This is a genomic window from Paraburkholderia steynii (assembly GCF_900100565.1).
GTDB lineage: Bacteria > Pseudomonadota > Gammaproteobacteria > Burkholderiales > Burkholderiaceae > Paraburkholderia > Paraburkholderia terrae.
This window is the reverse complement of sequence record NZ_FNDI01000008.1, coordinates 69,593-87,640: the sequence shown is the minus strand read 5'-3', so window position 1 is coordinate 87,640 and position 18,048 is coordinate 69,593. Positions and strand designations below refer to the sequence as shown.

15 protein-coding genes are annotated in these 18,048 nt (G+C 63.6%); 8 read left to right on the top strand and 7 right to left on the bottom strand.

The genetic code is table 11. From position 1 onward, the window contains the following. Positions 1-211: 211 nt before the first annotated feature. Entirely contained in the window at positions 212-2,221 is a 2,010-nt protein-coding gene (locus BLT65_RS16275; RefSeq protein WP_091779120.1) for a CoA transferase, read from the bottom strand. A 185-nt stretch (positions 2,222-2,406) separates the two neighbouring features. Here BLT65_RS16275 and BLT65_RS16270 point away from each other — a divergent pair, with 185 nt between their 5' ends. After that, the gene (locus tag BLT65_RS16270; RefSeq protein ID WP_091779421.1) at positions 2,407-3,309 is read left to right on the top strand and encodes a LysR substrate-binding domain-containing protein; all 903 of its coding nucleotides are present in this window, start codon (positions 2,407-2,409) and stop codon (positions 3,307-3,309) included. Between the two features lie 14 nt (positions 3,310-3,323). Here BLT65_RS16270 and BLT65_RS16265 read toward each other — a convergent pair whose 3' ends face one another. Both BLT65_RS16265 and BLT65_RS16260 read right to left on the bottom strand, forming a co-directional pair. Continuing rightward, the gene (locus tag BLT65_RS16265; protein ID WP_042304291.1) at positions 3,324-4,127 is read right to left on the bottom strand and encodes an enoyl-CoA hydratase/isomerase family protein; all 804 of its coding nucleotides are present in this window, start codon (positions 4,125-4,127) and stop codon (positions 3,324-3,326) included. A 10-nt stretch (positions 4,128-4,137) separates the two neighbouring features. Beyond that, positions 4,138-4,905, bottom strand: a complete 768-nt coding sequence (locus tag BLT65_RS16260) for an SDR family oxidoreductase (RefSeq protein WP_091779118.1) — start codon at positions 4,903-4,905, stop codon at positions 4,138-4,140. Between the two features lie 305 nt (positions 4,906-5,210). Between BLT65_RS16260 and BLT65_RS16255 the strand changes: the two genes are divergently transcribed. Together BLT65_RS16255 and BLT65_RS16250 are read left to right on the top strand one after the other, a co-directional pair. After that, on the top strand, positions 5,211-6,518 hold the full coding sequence (locus BLT65_RS16255; RefSeq protein ID WP_091779116.1) for an MFS transporter: 1,308 nt from the start codon (positions 5,211-5,213) through the stop codon (positions 6,516-6,518). 68 nt (positions 6,519-6,586) lie between these two features. Next, a complete protein-coding gene (locus BLT65_RS16250; RefSeq protein ID WP_091779114.1) occupies positions 6,587-7,759 on the top strand; it encodes a thiolase family protein in 1,173 nt (390 codons plus the stop codon). A 65-nt stretch (positions 7,760-7,824) separates the two neighbouring features. Here BLT65_RS16250 and BLT65_RS16245 read toward each other — a convergent pair whose 3' ends face one another. Further along, positions 7,825-8,826: a fatty acid desaturase gene (locus BLT65_RS16245; protein ID WP_091779112.1), complete on the bottom strand. Its 1,002-nt coding sequence runs from the start codon at positions 8,824-8,826 to the stop codon at positions 7,825-7,827. A gap of 18 nt (positions 8,827-8,844) precedes the next feature. Beyond that, complete coding sequence (locus tag BLT65_RS16240; protein WP_091779110.1) at positions 8,845-9,900, bottom strand: sugar ABC transporter substrate-binding protein; 1,056 nt, start codon at positions 9,898-9,900, stop codon at positions 8,845-8,847. 195 nt (positions 9,901-10,095) lie between these two features. On the opposite strand from BLT65_RS16240, the gene BLT65_RS16235 reads away from it, so the two are divergent. After that, on the top strand, positions 10,096-11,127 hold the full coding sequence (locus tag BLT65_RS16235) for a LacI family DNA-binding transcriptional regulator (RefSeq protein ID WP_091779108.1): 1,032 nt from the start codon (positions 10,096-10,098) through the stop codon (positions 11,125-11,127). A 14-nt stretch (positions 11,128-11,141) separates the two neighbouring features. Here BLT65_RS16235 and BLT65_RS16230 read toward each other — a convergent pair whose 3' ends face one another. Next, positions 11,142-12,032 (bottom strand): LysR family transcriptional regulator, encoded by an 891-nt coding sequence (locus BLT65_RS16230; RefSeq protein ID WP_091779106.1) that lies wholly within the window; start codon positions 12,030-12,032, stop codon positions 11,142-11,144. 102 nt (positions 12,033-12,134) lie between these two features. Here BLT65_RS16230 and BLT65_RS16225 point away from each other — a divergent pair, with 102 nt between their 5' ends. Further along, complete coding sequence (locus BLT65_RS16225) at positions 12,135-12,560, top strand: VOC family protein (RefSeq protein WP_091779104.1); 426 nt, start codon at positions 12,135-12,137, stop codon at positions 12,558-12,560. Beyond that, on the top strand, positions 12,445-12,744 hold the full coding sequence (locus BLT65_RS48720) for a nucleotide-binding domain containing protein (protein ID WP_425273133.1): 300 nt from the start codon (positions 12,445-12,447) through the stop codon (positions 12,742-12,744). The genes BLT65_RS16225 and BLT65_RS48720 overlap by 116 nt, the downstream gene beginning before the upstream one ends. 16 nt (positions 12,745-12,760) lie before the next feature. Here BLT65_RS48720 and BLT65_RS16215 read toward each other — a convergent pair whose 3' ends face one another. Continuing rightward, positions 12,761-16,150, bottom strand: coding sequence for a DNA-binding protein (locus BLT65_RS16215; protein ID WP_091779419.1), 3,390 nt, complete (start codon positions 16,148-16,150; stop codon positions 12,761-12,763). A gap of 392 nt (positions 16,151-16,542) precedes the next feature. Here BLT65_RS16215 and BLT65_RS16210 point away from each other — a divergent pair, with 392 nt between their 5' ends. Both BLT65_RS16210 and BLT65_RS16205 read left to right on the top strand, forming a co-directional pair. Continuing rightward, the gene (locus BLT65_RS16210) at positions 16,543-17,055 is read left to right on the top strand and encodes a sigma-70 family RNA polymerase sigma factor (RefSeq protein ID WP_091779102.1); all 513 of its coding nucleotides are present in this window, start codon (positions 16,543-16,545) and stop codon (positions 17,053-17,055) included. 4 nt (positions 17,056-17,059) lie between these two features. After that, positions 17,060-18,037: a FecR domain-containing protein gene (locus tag BLT65_RS16205; RefSeq protein ID WP_091779099.1), complete on the top strand. Its 978-nt coding sequence runs from the start codon at positions 17,060-17,062 to the stop codon at positions 18,035-18,037. Positions 18,038-18,048: the final 11 nt, after the last annotated feature.

The window sequence follows — 18,048 nt, the reverse complement described above, 5'->3', positions numbered from 1 at the left end:
CGGACGCATTGAGCGTCGCCTCGAACCGAGCCCAACGACACCGAGCCATCGCCCGAGACGTCCAGGCGTCAACCTGTTGCACAGCAGATTGAGCACAACAAAGCCGGCCGCCGTTGTCGGCGCGAAGTGGCGCGTTCACCCGACAGAGCAAGCGGTCGGCTTTCGATAGTCCTTGGCGGAAGACGACGTACACCAACGCTTCAGCAAGCGTTCAACCCGCCTCGACCATTCCCCATCTCGACGGCGACCCTCGCGAAGTCTCTTCGGCATATCGCGCGGGCGCGCCCGGCACTGCGCGAACGCGTGCAGGCGTGCGCGACAAGCGGTACGGCACCTTGAGAATCGGCCAGAACGCGCCACTCGCATCGCGCGCGACGCTCAGCACATCGGCGAGAAAATCGCCGTCTTCGATCAGTTCATCGACGCGTGCCACAGGCACCGCGCTAACGCCCGCATTCGCAAGCGCGGCAACGGCCAACGCACGTGACAGCGAGCCGCACCGCTCGCGCCTGGCGCTTGCCGCGAGCGCAGCCACATCGAAACGCTCATCGCTTTCGAGCCACACATGACCGTCGATACACGCGACCGCAATCCCCTCCCGTTCGGGATTGCCCGATGCGAACAGCGCGCACCACGCAGCCACGTCCTGCATCGATATTTCGACGAAGGTCCCGGCCTGCCGCGCAGGATCGGCGAGAAGCGCAAGGATTGCCAGCAGCGCCGCCTGCCCGCCCAGAATGTCCGCGCCCGACGCGCCGAGCTTCACCGGCTGCCCGTTGCTGCGCGTCAGGTCCATGAGTCCGCCCATCGCCTGGATGACCGTGTCGAACGCGGGTCGCGCTGGGTAGGCAGACGCGATGCCGAAGCCCGAGATCGAGCAATAGATCAGACGCGGGTTGATCTCGCCGAGCGCCTCGCGCCCGAAGCCGAGCTTTGCGAGCGCACCCGGCCGCAGGTTTTCGACGAGCACATCGGCATCGGCGAGCAGCGTGCTCAGATGCGCGCGGTCGGCCTGCTGCTTCAGATCGAGCGCCAAGGTCTGCTTGTCTGTGTTGTTGAGCGCGAAGAAGTAGCTCGTGCCCGCCTGCCCCGGCGTCCACGCGCGCGCGACCTCGCCATCCGGCGGCTCGATCTTTACGACTTCCGCGCCGAGTGCCGCGAGATGCTTGCCGACCAGCGGCGCCGTCGTGTACTGGCCGATCTCGACGACCTTGATGCCTGCGAGCGGCCCGGCCTCTTGCGTTCGCGCAGCGATTTCGACGCCTGCTTGCAGCTTAAAAGATGCGTCGTCTGTCAGACGCGCCATGCTGAAAATCGACATCTGCCGATACGTCTCGCCATCGATGCCGCACGCGTCGATCTGCGCCGCCGCATTCGCGTGCCGCATGCGAAAGTTCGGCTCGCTGGACAGCCCCGCGACGGACACGATCGGCCCGGCCGCCACGCCGATCTGTTCGCACAGATGCGAGCACTCATCCGTGGTCAGCGTGGACGTCCACGTTTCGATCAGCGCATCGAGTTCATCGACGTTCGACACGCGCGCTCGCAACGTGTCGAAGCGCGAGTCCTCGAGTTGCGGCACGTGAGCCACGCTCTTGATCTTGCGCCACTGTTCTTCGGTGCTGGTGCAAATCAGAACCCAGCCGTCGAGCGTCCGATACGCATTCCACGGCGCGCAAGCAGGATGACGATTGCCGACGCGGCCAACCGTCCGTTGCGCAAACGCGGCGGGCAGAAACGTCGTGAGCGCGCTCGCCGCGCAGCCGAACAAGGTCACGTCGATAGTCTGCGCGATGCCGTGCAAACGCTTCACGCGGACGGCTGCCGCAATCGACGCGCACGCATACAGCGCCGCCGATATCTCCGTGAACGGCACGCCGATGCGCACCGGCTCGCCCTGCGCAAAGCCCGTCGTGTCCATCAGGCCGCTGATCGCCTGGATCTGCGCATCGGAGGCGCACATGCCCGCGCGCGCGCCTTGCGGTCCCGTCGCGGTGATATCGCAGACGATGTGCTTGCCCGCCGCCTTCAACTCCGCGATCGTGCTTCGTTCGCTCGCCGCCCTCACATCCGATGAAACGACGATCACGTCATACGCGAAGCCACCCGCTGGCTGCGCCTGCGCAAACGTGACTTGCGCGCCGGCGCGTTCGAGCAGCGTTGCGCCGAGCCTCACTGCCTGGCGCGAGCCCCAGGCCAGAATTCGCACACCGTCCAGCATGGTTGTCTCCTTCAGTCTCACAGATTGCCTTTGAATCAACGATACGGCGCGCAACAGGCACGCTCAAACGACATTTGCTGCGCACTCGATTGAGTTTTGCTGACGCGAGCGCAACGGACATGCAAACGCGCTTCTACGTAGCAATCCCGGCATGCAGCTTGCAAAGCGCGTGCTACCATTTTTCGATGCGAACCCTTCCGTCACTCAACGCGCTGCGCGCCTTCGAGGTCTGCGGCCGCCTGCTGAGCGTGCAGCTCGCCGCGAACGAGCTCAACGTCACGCCCGCTGCCGTCAGCCGGCAGATCAAGCTGCTCGAAGACCAGCTTGGCGTGCTGCTGTTCGAGCGCGGTCATCGCGCGATCGCACTGACGCCGATGGGCGAGCGCTACCTCGCCGACGTCGTGCGCGGCTTCGAAACGCTGCGCACCGCGACGATCAATCTCACGGAAGCCCGCCGCCGCCGCACGCTGAAGATTCGCGGCTACACGACGTTCTCGATGAACTGGCTGCTGCCTCGTCTGTCGACGTTTCATCGCGAGCATCCCGATATCGAAGTCAGTCTCACCACCTCGCTGCAACCCGTCGACTTCAACACCGAAGACGTCGACGCTGCGATCCGCCTGTCGCATGCGCCATCGTCGGATCTCGGTTTCGACCGGCTCGTGCCGAACGAACTGGTGCCCGTGTGCAGCCCCGAGTTCCTGCGCGCGCATCCCGATCTCACCGACGCGACGCCCGAAGCACTGCGCAACGTGCCGCTGCTGCATTCGCTGGCGCGGCGCGAAGACTGGGCCAAGTGGCTCGACGCGGCAGGCGTGCGCGGCGTCAATCCGTTGAGCGGCCTCAGCTACGAAAGCTCGATCCTCGCGTACTTCGCGGCGACGCAAGGCGTGGGCGTCGCGATGGCGCAGCGCGTGCTCGTCGCCGATCAGTTGCGCGACGGCACGCTCGTGATGCCCTTTTCGTTCGTGCTCGATCAGGGCGCGTTCACGTACTACCTGATCTATCCGCGCGAGCATCTTTCGAATGCCGAGTTCGCCGAGTTCCGCAACTGGATTCTCTCGATTGGCGAAGCGCCCACCGCCTAACGCATCTGACGCGTCTAGCGGCCTTTGAACTGCGGCTTGCGTTTTTCGGCGAACGCCTTGCGCCCTTCCACGCGGTCTTCCGAATCGCGCATCGCGCCCCACGCCAGCTCGGTAAATTCGAGCGCCTGCGCCAGCGGCACGTTGCTGCTCGTTTCCGCGACCTTCTTGATCATCTGCACGGCAAGCGGACCATTCGATGCGATCGTGCGCGCGAGTTCGAGCGCCTTGTCCATCAGCGCTTCGGGCGCGACGACATCGGATATCAGGCCGATCCGCTCCGCGTACGCCGCGTCAATCTTGCAGCCCGTCAGCAGCATCTTCATCGCGATCGCCGAAGGCACAGCCTTTTGCAATGCCTGAATGCCGCACACAGCGGGAATGCTCGCGACGACGGCTTCCGGCAAGCCGAACACCGCATCCGTCGAGGCGATCCGCAAGTCGCATTGCAACGCGAGTTCGAGTCCACCGCCGAGGCAATAGCCGTTGATCGCGCCGATAACCGGCTTGAAAAGGCGCAGCGAACTGAGATCCATCAGGCGCACATAGATGCCTTCGGCAGCAGCGCGGTCGATGGATCGCACGAACGACGAACTGAAGCTCGTCGAAGGCGGCAGCGTATTTTTCAGGTCCGCGCCGACGCAGAACGATTTGCGCCCCGCGCCGGTGAGCACGATCACGCGCACGTCATCGTCGTCGCGCGCTTCGGCGAGTGCCGCGCGTAAATCCTTGAGACTGTCGAGGTCGAGCGCATTGAGCGCTTCGGGACGGTCCAGGCTCACCGTCGCCACATGGTCCGACACGCTGTAGTGAATCGTCATGATGTGCTCCTCAAACGCTCGGTGACGACAGCGAACGGCCGCCGCATACATAGAGCGTCTGCCCCGTGACGTACGACGCTTCGCGTTGCGCGAAGAACAAGACAGCCTGCGCGATATCGTCGGGCGTGCCGATGCGCTGCACGGGTACCGATTTCTTCAGCCGCTCCTGAAGGTCCGCATCGAAGGCCTGAAACAACGGCGTATCGACGATGCCCGGCGCAATCGCGTTGACGGTGATGCCGGCGCTCGCCCATTCGAGCGCGAGACTGCGCGTGAGGCTCACCACGCCGCCCTTCGCGGCCGAGTAGTTCGACTGTCCGACACCGCCCAGCCAAGCGCGCGACGAGATGTTCACGATGCGCCCATAGCGCGCGACGCTCATGTGTGCAAGCACGGCGCGGCAACACAGAAACTGCGACTTCAGGTTCACGCCAATCACAGCGTCCCAGTCGTCGTCGCTCATCTTCGTGATGCGTTTGTCGCGCACGATGCCCGCGTTGTTCACCAGCACGTCGATCTGGCCAAAGCGTTCGACGACAGCTTCGACCGCCTCGTTGACGGATGCGCTATTCGTCACATCGACGGGCAGCGCGATCACGTCGACGCCCGCCGCGGCCAGCGTGCTGGCGGCGTGATCAAGGGCCGTACGGTCAAGATCGAAGAGCGCGATGCGCCGGCCATTGCGAGCCAGCGCAGCCGCGATGCCGAAACCGATACCCTTCGCGCCGCCCGTGACGATGGCGACCTCGGCGGCCGGGTTGTGAGGTGATGCGTTCATGACGTGTCTCCATGGAATGAAAAGCCTGTGCATCCCATGCTAGGGCGCGCCACACCCCACGTTCAAACGACTTTTTTCGCGGCTTCGATTGACTTTCGCTCAATCGAAACCGCTCGCGCCCACGCGTCGGCCGTCTGCCGCCCGGCTGCAAAAAATATCAATCGAAAGCACAGAAAAAGTCGTTTGCGTGGCGCGTCAGGCGAAACCTAGGATGCGTCCATGTGCCGGATCAAGCGATACGTCCAGCACTTTTCACCTGCGTTGCGCAACCAGCGCGCGCTCACCACAAGAGACACGGAGACAGCATGGACACCATCCTTCCGGGCGTTGCGCACGAAGAAGCCGCTACGCCGCTCACGCGAGCGCAGAAAAAAGCAATCGTGGCGGCGACGCTCGGCACGGTCGTCGAATTCACCGACTGGATCATTTACGCGACCTTCGCCGCACTGTTTTCACGGCACTTCTTTCCCGCCAACAACGACCGCGTGTCGCTGCTCTCCGCGTTTGCCGTGTTCGCAGTCGGCTTCGTGATGCGGCCTATCGGTGGCGCGCTGCTCGGCGCGTATGCCGACCGGCACGGCCGCAAGAACGGTCTCGCGCTGTCGGTTGCGTTGATGGCGGGCAGCTCGCTCGTGATCGCCGTGTGTCCCGGCTACGAATCGATCGGCATTGCGGCGCCGCTGATACTTGTGCTCGCGCGGCTGATTCAGGGCTTTGCGGCGGGCGGCGAGTTCGGCTCTGCGTCGACGTTCCTGATCGAATCGTCTGCGCCTTCGCGGCGCGGCTTCGCGGGATCGTGGCAGCACTTCGCGGTCAACGCGGGCGTGCTGGTGGCGGCGCTGATCGGCGCGATCCTCACGTCGATGATCGATCATGCGGGCATGGCGAAGTGGGGCTGGCGCGTTGCCTTCACGATTGCCGGTCTGCTCGGCTTCGTCGCGCTGTGGGTCCGGCTCGCCGTCGCCGAAACCGATGCGTTCAAGAAGAGTGCCGCGACGCATCAACGCACGCGTCATCCGTTTCTCGAGATCGTTCGCGAGCATCCTCGCGCAGCGCTGCGCGTGATCGGCATCGCGATGGCGGGCAACCTCTGCATCTATCTGTGGCTCGTGCTGTTTCCGACGCTCGCTCATCTGCGCACAGGCTTGCCGCTGCATGACGCGTTCAACGCGAGCGTGATTTCGATCGTCGTCTCGCTGATTGCGATTCCGTTTATCGGCAAGTTGTCGGACCGTATCGGCCGCAAGCCCGTGCTGCTCGTTTTCGCAGGCGGCTCAGCGCTGTTCGCATGGCCCGCGCTGCACTTCCTCAGCAACGACTTCTGGAGCGCCACCGCGATCGTCACGATCGGCATGCTGCTCTCGTCGGGCTTCGCGGCAACCTGCGCGACGGTGATGGCCGAGCAGTTCCCGGCGCGAGTGCGTGCGACGGGTGTCGCGCTGCCCTATGCGGTATCGGCGGCGCTGTTCGGCGGGACGCTGCCGTACATCGTCACTGCCATGTCGAGTTCCGGTCTGGCGCAATACCTGTGGGTCTATGTCGCGACCGTGTGCGCCGTGGGCTTCGTGGTCTATGCGCGGATGCCGGAGACGCGCGGGAAGGTTCTCGATTGAGCGCTGGCGAAGGTTAAGCAGACTCGCTCGTCGTCGCAGGTTCTGAAGTACTTTTATTGGAGGCAGCAATGCGCAAGGTTGTAATTGGCGGCGTCGGCATGACGTCCTTTGGCAAGTTCCTGGAGCGCAATCTGAAGTCGCTCGCTGAAGAATCGGTCTCGCTCGCATTGAAGGATGCGCGCGTCGGCGTCGACGACGTGGACCGTGTGTTCTTTGGCAATGCGGCGGCAGGCGTCGTCACGGGTCAGGAAATGATTCGCGCGCAGTCGTCGCTGCGCAATACGGGGCTCGACGGCAAGCCGATGTTCAACGTCGAGAACGCGTGCGCGTCGGGCAGCTCGGCGTTGAATCTCGCATGGCTTTCCGTCGCGTCGGGACAGTCGGAAACGGCGCTCGTGGTCGGTGTCGAAAAGCTCACGCACGAAGACAAGGCAGTCTCGTTCGGCGCGTTCGCAAAAGCCGTCGATCTCGAAGAGCCGCTGCCCGAAGGCGTGACGACGGGAACGGGCTCGCTCTTCATGGATCTCTATGCGGCGAAGGCGCGCAAATGGATGGAGAAGACGGGCGCGCAGGCGAGCGATTTCGCGCGCGTCGTCGTGAAGAGCCGGCGCGCCGGGTCCCTGAATCCGCATGCGCAGTTCCGCAACGAAACCAGCGTCGAAGAAGTGCTCGCCAGCCGGATGGTCAGCGATCCGTTGACGCTCTTCATGTGCTCGTCGATCGGCGACGGTGGCGCGGCTGTGTTCATCTGCTCGGAACAATTCGCGGCGAAGCGCGACATTCGTCCGGTGTACATACGCGCGAGTTCGATCGTGTCGGCGAAAGCGGATGGATCGGGCGAACTGGTCGCGGTGCGCGCGGCGAACACGGCGTATGAACAGGCGGGCATTGATCCGTCGGATGTGCATGTCGTCGAATTGCACGACGCTTCCGCGCCTGCCGAACTCATTCACTACGAGAACCTCGGTCTGTGCGCGCCCGGCGACGCGCCGAAGCTGATCCGTTCCGGCGATACGGATATCGGCGGGCGGGTGTCCGTGAATCCGAGCGGCGGCTTGTTGTCGCGCGGTCATCCTGTCGGCGCGACAGGCGTCGCGCAGATCGTCGAGCTGACGCAGCAATTGCGCGGCACGGCGGGTGCGCGGCAACGGCCTGGGGCGAAGGTGGCGCTGGCCGAGAATAATGGCGGGCAACTGGCGGGGGATTCGGCGGTTGCGCTGGTCACTATTCTGTCGACTTGATTGCAGCTTGCCTCAACGTCGCGCCGCATGGAGCATGCGGCGCGATGTTCAGATGCAGCACAAGTTCACGCCACCGCACTCCCCCGCTTGCCAACCGGCAACTCGCGCACGACGACATACTCGGGATCACGCCGCTGCCTCGCAAATATCACCAGAATTTCGCGCCACGCAGACCACAATCCCGCATACGGTTGCGGCATTTGCCCAGCAACCGCCTCGTGAAATTTCGGCAGTGCATGAAACGGCACACTCGGGAACATGTGATGTTCGATGTGGTAATTCATGTTCCAGTACAGCAAGCGCACAACAGGGTTCAGCTTCACGGTACGGCTCGACACGCGATGATCGAGCACGTTCTCCTTCAGGCCAGTATGCTGGGTCAACGCGCACAGCTCATGCAACCAGGTTCCATAAGCACGCGCCAGGAACAGAAACACGATGGGCAACCAGCTATGCGCAAGCACGGCCCAAACGAACACTGCGACATAGCACGCAAGCAGCACACGCGAGTTGTCGCACATCTTCTTGTACTCCGCCTCGGGCACCACCTCTTTCGCGCCCTTCGTGATAATGCCGAAGCTGTGCAGAAAGATCGCGCTGAGAAACTGCACGCCATGCGATATGCGAACGAAATCCGTCATCAGCTTTACATAGCTATGCGGGCGATGCTTGAACGCCAGTTCAGGATCTTTATAAGGCGCCGCCGTCAGATGCGTGTACGTGTGATGCTTTGCATGAAGCCAGCGGCTGTACACCTGCTCGCGCCACGACATGAAGCAGATCGCCCAGTAGACCGCCTCGTTCAGCCAGCGCGTCTTGAACACCGTGCCGTGCCCCAGTTCGTGCGCGGCGGCCTCGCTGAACGCAAACACCGTTCCGTACAAGAGAAACGCGGGAATCACCCACGCCGTGCCGAGCGATGCCCACGCGAGCGCACCTGTCGCAACAACGAGCACGAAGAAACCGCCCGCCTGCGCGAGTCCGCGTGCATCGGAACGCGTTGAAAAATCCTTGAGCATCTTGCGATCGATGTCGACCCGGTGCCACGCGTGCATATCGATGTTCATTGCGTTGTCCCCACACGATTAGCGATATGAGCCTGCGTACTTCTGCACAGGCGCGAGGTTGTCCTTCGTGACGAAGCTCGGCCCGGAACTCACCGTCGAACCCGTATACACCGGCTTCAGGTCGTATTTGGCGAGGCGCGCCGCGACTTTTTTGTCCTCTCTCAATGCCGCGACGATCCGCGCGGAGTCGTTCGTCTTGTCGCGAATCGCAATCGCCATTGCCGCGACGGACAAATAGCCTTGCAGATACGGCTGCTGATCGATGGCGAATGCGATCTGCCCTGCCTGAATCGCCTTCAGGATGTCGGGAGAAAGATCGAACGTGGCAACGTAAATCTTCCCGCTCAGGCCCGCGTCTTTCACGCCGCGCAGCACGCCCGTCGCCTGATCGGGACCGAGCGCGAGAATCGCTTGCGTCGTCGGGTGCGATCTCAGGTAGGCGGCGACCTTGCTTTCGATCACCGTCGGATCTTCGCCGCTATCCATCGTCGCCTTCTTGTAGTCGACGCCGATCGCATCGGCGAAACCCTTGCAACGGTCCCACAGCGCCTGAATGTCCGCGCCGTGGTTCACGCACAGAAACTCATGGATGCCCGCCGCTTTCGCGCGCTCGCCCGCCGCCTTGCCGGCATCGTATTCGGGCTGCCCGATGTGCATCAGCGCGCCGAGCTTCATGCCCGATTCGGGCCCGCCGTTGATGGTGACAAGCGGAATGTGCTTCGCCTTCACGCCTGTCAGTCCCTTCTGGATCATGTCGAAGTTAGGCACCGTCGTGATCACGCCCGAGTAGTTGCGTGCCGCCGCCTGTTCGAGAATGCGGACCATGTCGCCCGTATCGCCCGAAGGGGGATTGCGGTAATCGACGGGCACGTTGAAATCTTCGCTCGCGTCGCGCATGCCGTTCTTGACGGTGTTCCACCAGACGTTCGAGTCCGAGCCATGACTGACCATCACGAAGCGCTCGTCGGCGGCAGCGCTGTTCGCGGCAAAGCCGGTGACGAGCGTCAGCGCTGCGAGCGCAGCGGCGATTCTTTTGACCGCGCGTTGAGTTGCGCGAAATGCGGGCTTGTCCATGATGGTTGTCTCCTGACATGGGATTGGCATGGCGGAATGCGCGTCTGCGTGTATGCGCGGCGCTGGGCCGCCGGGTCTTTGTCGCCGGGGCTTTATCGCTAACGCCCGGTCGCTTCCGGTGGTTAGAATCTAGTTGATCGAATCTCCGCTCTCAAACGGTTTATTGAGGATATTTCTTCAAACTGGAGGGACCGCATGAACGTCAGGCGCAAGCCGACCATGGAAGATGTCGCGAAGGCTTCGGGCGTCAGCTATTCGACTGTCGAACGCGTGCTGAACGGGCGTGGCGGTGTGGCCCGCGAGAAGGAATCGCGCGTGCTCGAATGGGCGCGCAAGCTCAAGATGGATCGCGCGCTCGACGAAGTGTCCGTACGCTGGCTGCGCATCGCGATCCTCACGCAACAGCCTTCGTCGCCGTACTACGTTGCGCTACGACAGGGGTTCGAGCTAGCGCAAAAGTCGTTCGAAACGCATCGCGTGGTGTGTCATCTGACGTTTTTCGACGACCTCGAACCGAAGTCGCTGGCGGCCGTCATCAATCGCGCATCGCAGAAGGCGGACGCGATGATCGTCGTCGCGTATGAGCACAGCGTCGTCGTCGATGCGATCTCGCGCGTCGCGCGCAAGATTCCTGTCGTGACACTTGCGAGCGATCTGCCGGACACGGGGCGGCTCGCGTATGTCGGCATCGACAACCGCTGCGCGGGGCGAACCGCGGGCGAACTGATGGGCCGCTTTATCGGGCGCGACGGCGGGCAGGTCATCGTGATTGCGGGCTTGCGCACGTATCTCGGGCACGAAGAACGCGAAGCAGCGTTCCGCTCGGTCATGCGCCGCAAGTTTCCTGCGTGCGACGTGGTGGCGACTGTCGAAAGCCGTGAAGACGAAAAATCAACCGAGCGTCTGACGCGCGATGCCTTCAAAAAGTACCCTCATTTGCGAGGCATCTACAACCTGTCGGTTGGCGACGAGGGCATCGCGCGTGCGCTCAAGGCGCTCAAGCGCGAGCATTCGACGGTACTGATCGGCCACGAGCTGACGGAGATCAGCCGAGCATTGCTGATAGAAGGCGTGATGGACGCCGTGCTCGATCAGAGTCCTTTTGTCGAAGCAGTGCGCGCTGTTGAAGCGATACTGGGTCACTACAACCGGGGCACGCCTTCTGGGCTTCCGTTACAAACGCCGATGTCGATCTATCTGCAGGAGAATCTGCCGCCTGCTTCGTGATCTAGAAAGCGTGATTAGTGATCGTCGGTTGCGGGCTTCTTGCGCGCCTGCGCTTCGATCAACTGCAGCAACACCTTCACAGGCTCGCTTAAATGCTGCGGCGCGCGATGCACGAGGCCGACGTCGCGATGAAACGTGTGATGCTGGAGATCGATAGCGCGCACCTTCGCGGGCCAGCGCCGATACGTCGCCGTCTGCGGCACGAGCGCCACGCCGACGCCGTTTTCCACCAGTCTGACGATGGCTTCCAGTTCGTCCAGCTCGCACACTTCTCGCACGGTGAAGTGCATGCGGCGCAGGAACCGGTCCACTTGTCGCCCGCCGAACGACGCGCGGTCGTAGCGAATGAACGGCTGATTCGCCAGCAGTTCCGCCCAGTCCTTACCCTTCACGCCACGCGGCACGATCAGCCTGAACGGTTCTTGCACGAGCGTCGTCCAGCGCAGATCACTTTGGAACGAAAACGGCGGACGAATGATCGCGGCGATGTCGATCTCGCCGGCATCGACCAGGTTGACGAGTTCCATCGACACACCGGGAATCACACGCGTCGTGCATCCCGGACATTGCGCATGAAACCGCGCCAATGCATCGGGCAGCAACGAGCGCTGCACCGACGCAATCGCACCGACCGTCACGCGCACGGTGGCGGCTGGGCCTGCCGCCGTCGAACTGAGATTGTTGTAGAGCCGGACGACTTCCTGCGCCTGCACGAGTATCTGCTGACCACTCGCGTTCAAACGCGCCGTTCGCCCTTCGCGGTCGAACAGTGCAACGCCCATTTCCGCTTCGAGCCGTTGCATCTGCGCGCTGACGGCAGCCTGTGTCAGACCGATCCGCTTGCCGGCAGCGGCGAATGTACCCTCCTGGGCAACGGCGATCAGCGTTTTCAGTTCACGGATCATTGATAAATTTCATTTGTGTTTTACGAAATTATATATTGATTCTATTTTCCAATTCCGCCGCGTACTATGAGCGGTCTGCGAGCGCCCCACATGGAGACAACAGTGAGCCTTTCCCCTTTTCATCTGGCCATTCCCGTCTACGACCTTCTCGCCGCGCGCGACTTTTACGGACGCGTGTTCGGCCTCGAAGAAGGCCGCTCCAGCGCGCAATGGGTCGACTTCAATTTCTTCGGTCATCAACTCGTGATTCACGAGCATCCGAAGACGGCTTCGCAAGAAAGCGTACACAGCAATCCCGTCGACGGTCATGACGTGCCCGTGCCGCATTTCGGCGTCGTGCTTGCGTGGGATCAATGGGAAGCGCTCGCGGCACGGTTGAGGTCGTTCGGCACGAAGTTCGTGATCGAGCCGTATATCCGCTTTCAAGGGCAGGTCGGCGAACAGGCGACCATGTTCCTGTTCGATCCGTGCGGCAACGCGCTGGAGTTCAAGGCGTTCAAGGATATCGGCCAGCTCTTCGCGAAGTAAGGCGTCGAGCCACGCAGTCCAGGCGCTCGACGCATGGGGCCTGTCCTATCGCGCGCCGCTGACGGCGGGCGTCACCGTGTGTCGCCTGCACGCCGACGAGCCCTGGCTCGACGGCACCGAGATCATGTTCAAGGGCGGACAGATGGGCGACGTCGATGTCCTCGAGCGGCTGATCGAGGGCTGAATGCGCGTGGTGCGCGTCAGCCCTCCAGCTTCGACATCACAGCCGTCGCCGCATCGTACTGGTAGCCTTTCTGCGCGAGTTGCTGGGTCATCGTCGCGCCGATCAGCTTCTTCTGCGCTTCCCTGAACACCAGTTCGTGGTCGGGCTTCAGGCGCTCCAGTTCGAACGAGAGCCTGCGCAGGAGCGCGACTTCGCCGGTGCTGCGCGCATCGATGAAGAGGATTTTTTCGTTCGCCTGGTCGAGCCGCTGCTTGATGTCCTTCGCGTACGTCACCCATTGCTCGGCGTTCGCACGAAGCTCGTTGTAGGCCTTCGTGTGAGTCTTCGCCTGAGCCGCGATCTGGCGTTGCAAAGAAGCGAGTTCTTCCGCGACATCGGCTCCGCCCGTCAGTTCACCGCCTTGCGCGCCCTTCGCCGACGCCGGTTCGTGCGGGCGCTCGGCCTGGCTTTGCGCCAGCTCGGCTGCACGCTGTTCCGCTGCATCCGCCCGCTCCTTCGCGTCGAACGCGTCTTGCGTCGCGCGCGCCAGTTCGGCGCTGGCCGCCGTCTGCGACTCGCTCATCGCGCTGATCTGCGCGCGGGCTTCGTCCAGTTCGCGCGTGACGCGCTGCAACTCTTCGAGCTGCGTCGACGCGTTGTCGCTTTTCGCTGCCGCCGCCTCGCGCTCGGACGCAAGGCTCTGCTCCGATTGCGCTGCCTGCCGTTCGGCTGCGTCCGCCCTTTCCTTCGCCGCCGATGCTTCTTGTGCGAGCCGCGCCAGTTCTGCGTTGGCCGACGTATGCGCGTCGGTCAGCGTGCCGATCTGCTTGCGGGCTTCGTCGAGTTCTTGCGTGACGCGTTGCAGTTCGTTGAGTTGCGACGACGCTTCGCTGTTGCGCGTCGCGGCGGCTTCGCGTTCCGCTGCGAGGCTTTGTTCCAGTTGCGCTGCACGATGCTCGGCTGCGTCTGCTCTTTCTTTTGCTGCGGATGCTTCTTGCGTGAGCCGCGATAGCTCGGCGCTTGCAACGGACTGGGCATCCGTCAAAGCGCTCACATGTTTGCGCGCTTCGTCGCGTTCCGCTGCGAACGTTTGTTCCAGTTGGACTGCACGATGTTCGGCCGCTTCCGCGCGATTCCTCGCCTCGGATGCGTCTTGCGTGACCTGTGCCAGATTGGCGTCGGCGGCCGTTTGTGTCTCGGTCAGTGCGTTGATCCGATTGCGCGCTTCTTCGAGTTCATGCGTGAGGCGTTGCAACTCGTTCGATTGCGCCGACGCTTCAGCGGTTCGCGCTGTCGCTGCCTCACGTTCCGCAGCGAGGTCGCGTTCCAGACGGGCCGACAGTTGCGCGGCTGCATCGGCACGGCGCTTCTCGGCGGATGCATCTTGCGTCACCTGCGCCAGTTCAGCGGCTGCCGCCGTTTGCGCCTCGGTCAGCGCGTTGATCTGAGTGCGTGTCTCTTCGAGTTCGCGCGTGACGCGTTGCAATTCGTCGAACTGAGCGGACGCTTCGCTGTTACGCGCCACGGCTGCTTCGCGCGCGACGGCAAGACTCTCGTCCAACTGGACGGCGCGCTGTTCGGCGGCTTCGGCCCGCTGCTGTACGGCGGCGGCTTCCTGCCTGGCGTTCGCCAGTTCGGCGCTTGTCGCCGTCTGCGCCTCGGTGAGCGCGTTGATCTGTGTTCGCGCTTCTTCAAGTTCATGCGTGACGCGCTGCAGTTCGCTGGTCCGCGCCGCCGATGCTTCCCGCTCGCTCGCGAGGTTCTGCTCCAGTTCGGTTGCGCGTTGCTCGGCGGTTTCTGCCCTTTGCTTCGTGGCGGTCGAGTCTTGTGTCAACGCGTCGATCCGTACACGGGCTTCGTCCAGTTCGCGCGTGACACGCTGCCGTTCGTCGCTTTGCGCCGCCGTGGCCTCGCGCTCCGCTGCCAGGTTTTGCTCCAGTTCCGCTGCACGCTGTTCGGCCGACTCCGCGCGTTGCTTTGCGGATGATGCGTCTTCCGTAACCCGCGCCAGTTCGGCGCTTACGGCCGTCTGCGCCTCGTTCAGCGCATTGATCTGCGCGCGAGCTTCTTCCAGTTCGGACCTGACACGCTGAAGTTCGTCGCTGTGCGCCGCCGTTGTCTCGCGCTCTACCGTCAGGCTCTGCTCGAGTTGCGACGCGCGCTGCTCGGCGGCATCGGCCCTTTGCTTCGCGGCGAAGGCGTCCTGCGAGACCCGCGCCAGCTCCGCGCTTGCGGCCGTCTGCGCCTCGGTCAGCGTATCGGCGCGCGTCCGTGCTTCTTCCAGTTCGCGCGTGACGCGCTGCAGTTCGTCGCGCTGCGCAGCCGTGGCCTCGCGTTCGACCGTCAGGCTCTGGTCCAGCTGCGCTGCGCGCTGTTCCGCTGCGTCGGCTCGTTCGTTCGCGGCAGACGCGTCCTGCGTCGCGCGCGCCAGTTCGGCTGCCGCCAGCGTGTGCGCCTCGGTCAGCGCGCCAATCTGCGCTCGGGATTCGTCCAGTTCGCGTGTGACGCGCTCCAGTGCGCCACGCTGCTCGGAGAGGTCAGCGGCATGTTCAAGGGCGGCGTCGCGTTCCGCGGCGAGTGCGTTGCGAGTCTCGCTCAAGTCGGCCTCGACCGATGCGAGGCGCGCGGTGCTCTCGTTCGCCTGCGCCGTCGCTGCTTCGGCGCGTGACACTGCTGCGGCCGCTTCCTGAGACCAGCGCTCCGCTTCTTCCGACTTCGCCTGGCAAGCCTCGTCCAGTGTCGAGATCTGCCGGCGCGCGTCGTCGCGCTCGCGGCCAAGCCGCGCGATCTCTTCGTTTTTGCCCGAAACCGTCGCGGCGAGCCATTCGTTTGCCCGGTGCTGATCCTCTAGCGTGCTCTGGATCGCCGTGAGCTTCGCTTCACCCGCCGATGCGCGCTCGGTCAGGTTCTGGACGTTCGCCTCGGCGGCATCCGCGCGGGCGGTCACTGTTTCGAAGTCGGCGCGAACCTGTGCGGCGGATTCCTGCAACGCGTGGAGGTCGTGGCGCAACCTGTCCAGCCGCTCACGCCCCGTCGCGGCTTCTTCACCCGTCTGCTGATAAGCGGCAAGCGCCTCGTCACGCTCCCTGCGCACGACATCGAGCTGCTGGCTCGCCGCGCCCAGACCTTCGCTGAGCAACCGCCCGGCGTCGTCCTGTGAAGCGGTCCAGATGCGGCGCGCGGCTTCCATCAAGGTTTCCGCCAGTTCGCCCGGCAGCGCCTTCTGGGCCTGCGTCTCCGGTGCCGGCGGCTGCGGCTCGCGCGCCTCGCGCCAGCGTTGCAGCGCGGCGGCGACGGCAACGATCGAACCGCTGCGGACCTCCGCCCAGATCGTGACGGGGGAAACCAGACGGCCTTCTTCGGTCATGCGGTCTGCAACGGCTGCGACCTGCTCATCAGTCATGGTGGTGTCGGTATCGGTGGACATATGCGCCTCGAGAATCAACTGGCCAGGCGAAAGACAAAATTTTCGATACGTTACTACGATCGGCGGCATCCGCGACGTAAGAAACGTGCCAATGCGCATCCAGCAAGCATTTGACGGACGATGCAGGCGTACGCCGAGCCGTGATTTTGACAGGACGCACCGGCGGGATGGGCGATGGCCTTGCACCGACGGTCGTCAGGCCCGTGCAACGGCGCGCCGCGGGCGTTCAACGCAGCCGCAGGACGTATGCCCACGCGCCATTCCCGGCGGCAGGCGAAGCACGCGCGGGAAATTTGATCGCGTGCAAGACGGCATTCCCTTGTGCGACAATACGAATAATTCTCATTTAGTAGCTTTACTTTTGCTTACTGGACTCGTCCGGAAGACCGCGCATGCCGGCAGACAATCTCTCGTTGCGTCTCGAGGTCGAAGACCTCTACGTCGCCCATCATGGCTGGCTTCATACGTGGTTGCGCCGCAAGCTGGGATGCGCGCATCGGGCGGCCGACCTTGCACACGACACCTTCATGCGCCTGCTCGCGCGCGACGAACCGCTTCAATTGCTCGAGCCGCGCGCCTTCCTCACGACGGTCGCCCAGCGCGTCCTGGCGAATCACTGGCGACGTGAGCAGATCGAGCGCGCCTATCTCGAAGCGCTCGCGCTGGTGCCCGAGCCGCTTGCGCCGTCGCCCGAAGAACGTGCTGTGCTGCTCGAAACCTTGTGCGAGATCGACGCGTTGCTCGACGGTCTGCCCGTACCCGTCAAACGCGCGTTCCTGATGGCGCAACTCGACGGCGCGACACAGACGGAAATCGCGGCCACGCTTCGTATCTCCCTCGCGACGGTGAAGCGCTATCTGCTGAAAGCGGCAGCGCAATGCTTCTTCGCGATGAAACTGGAATAGACGCGTGAATATCGGCAGTCCTCCTGGCATCGCTCCGAATGTCGCGCGTCGCGCGGTCGAATGGTGGCTCGATCTGCAGTCCGGTGACATCACCGACTCGCAACGACGGGCCTTCGAATGCTGGCGAGCCGAACACGCCGATCACGATCGCGCGTGGCGGCACATTCAGTCTGTGAGTCAACGTCTTCAAATGGTCAATGAAAGCCCGGCCGCTCGGGCCGCGTTGACGCGTCCTCGTTCGCCCGCACGGCGCGCCGGCGTCAAGGCGCTCGTTCTGCTCTTCTTTGCGGGCGGAACGGCCTGGCTTGCCCGCGATCAGATCGCGTGGCGCGGCTGGAACGCGGACCTGCGCACCAGCACGGGCGAGCAGCGCAACGTGACGCTCGCTGACGGCACGCGGCTCATGCTCAATACCGCGAGCGCCGTCGATGTCCGCTTCTCGGACACCGAGCGTCGCATCGTTCTGCTTCGCGGCGAAATCATGGTCATCACGGGACACGACGACGGCCCCGCGCCGCGTCCGTTCGTCGCGCAGACGGCACAAGGTGTTTCGATACCGCTCGGCACGCGCTTCTCGCTCAGACAGGAAGATTCGACGACGCGGCTAGACGTGTACGAAGGTGCGGTCAAGGTCGAACCGGGCCGCGCGCCGGGCGTGTCCAAGGTGGTGCGTGCAGGCGAGCGCATGCGCTTCACCGCCACGCAGATCATGCCGATCGAACCGGCAAGCGCCGATACGGCCGCATGGACACAAGGCATGCTGGTCGCGAGCAACATGCGTCTCGCCGACTTCCTGTCCGAACTCGGGCGCTACCGGGACGGCTACGTGCGCTGCGATCCTTCGATCGCGGACTTCCGACTGTCGGGCACCTATCCGCTATCGGACACGGATCGCGTGCTCAACACGCTTGCGAGCACGCTGTCTGTCGAGGTGGAGTACATCACGCGCTATTGGGTAACGGTGAAGCCAGCGCGTTCCTAGCGCGGCAATCA

What these genes read in the sequence shown, in the direction of transcription:
- BLT65_RS16275 (WP_091779120.1), bottom strand. Translation starts at nt 2,221, where the DNA reads ATGCTGGACGGTGTGCGAATTCTGGCCTGGGGCTCGCGCCAGGCAGTG.
- BLT65_RS16245 (WP_091779112.1), bottom strand. Translation starts at nt 8,826, where the DNA reads ATGAACATCGATATGCACGCGTGGCACCGGGTCGACATCGATCGCAAG.
- BLT65_RS16210 (WP_091779102.1), top strand. Translation starts at nt 16,543, where the DNA reads ATGCCGGCAGACAATCTCTCGTTGCGTCTCGAGGTCGAAGACCTCTAC.
- BLT65_RS16230 (WP_091779106.1), bottom strand. Translation starts at nt 12,032, where the DNA reads ATGATCCGTGAACTGAAAACGCTGATCGCCGTTGCCCAGGAGGGTACA.
- BLT65_RS16270 (WP_091779421.1), top strand. Translation starts at nt 2,407, where the DNA reads ATGCGAACCCTTCCGTCACTCAACGCGCTGCGCGCCTTCGAGGTCTGC.
- BLT65_RS16265 (WP_042304291.1), bottom strand. Translation starts at nt 4,127, where the DNA reads ATGACGATTCACTACAGCGTGTCGGACCATGTGGCGACGGTGAGCCTG.
- BLT65_RS16250 (WP_091779114.1), top strand. Translation starts at nt 6,587, where the DNA reads ATGCGCAAGGTTGTAATTGGCGGCGTCGGCATGACGTCCTTTGGCAAG.
- BLT65_RS16255 (WP_091779116.1), top strand. Translation starts at nt 5,211, where the DNA reads ATGGACACCATCCTTCCGGGCGTTGCGCACGAAGAAGCCGCTACGCCG.
- BLT65_RS16235 (WP_091779108.1), top strand. Translation starts at nt 10,096, where the DNA reads ATGAACGTCAGGCGCAAGCCGACCATGGAAGATGTCGCGAAGGCTTCG.
- BLT65_RS16260 (WP_091779118.1), bottom strand. Translation starts at nt 4,905, where the DNA reads ATGAACGCATCACCTCACAACCCGGCCGCCGAGGTCGCCATCGTCACG.
- BLT65_RS16240 (WP_091779110.1), bottom strand. Translation starts at nt 9,900, where the DNA reads ATGGACAAGCCCGCATTTCGCGCAACTCAACGCGCGGTCAAAAGAATC.
- BLT65_RS16215 (WP_091779419.1), bottom strand. Translation starts at nt 16,150, where the DNA reads ATGTCCACCGATACCGACACCACCATGACTGATGAGCAGGTCGCAGCC.